Below are 255 nucleotides of genomic sequence, written 5' to 3' on the forward strand. Positions count from 1 at the left end.
TAGATGTTACTTTACAATGTAGCGATAATGACGGATTGACAACCGCTCAAAACCAAGCTCCAATTGCAACAGATAATTGTGATGGAACTATAACTTATACTAAAGTAACTGGTCAATTACAAAAAGGAAGCTGTGGAAGTACTGGTACTTACACCAACACCTGGACTGCAACTGATACTTGCAATAATATCTCAACTGTCTTTACTCAGGTAATTACCGTTCAGGATACTGCAATTCCAACTTGGATTACTCAGG

The 255-nt window shown here is 38.0% G+C and carries 1 protein-coding gene; it reads left to right on the top strand.

What is annotated here, in order from left to right:
• The coding region (locus ACHRV5_RS22515) for a hypothetical protein (RefSeq protein ID WP_395428353.1) at window positions 1-255 on the top strand (255 nt) is incomplete at both ends.

The organism is Flavobacterium sp. FlaQc-52 (assembly GCF_044007495.1).
In the GTDB taxonomy this organism is placed as follows: Bacteria; Bacteroidota; Bacteroidia; order Flavobacteriales; family Flavobacteriaceae; genus Flavobacterium; species Flavobacterium cupriresistens.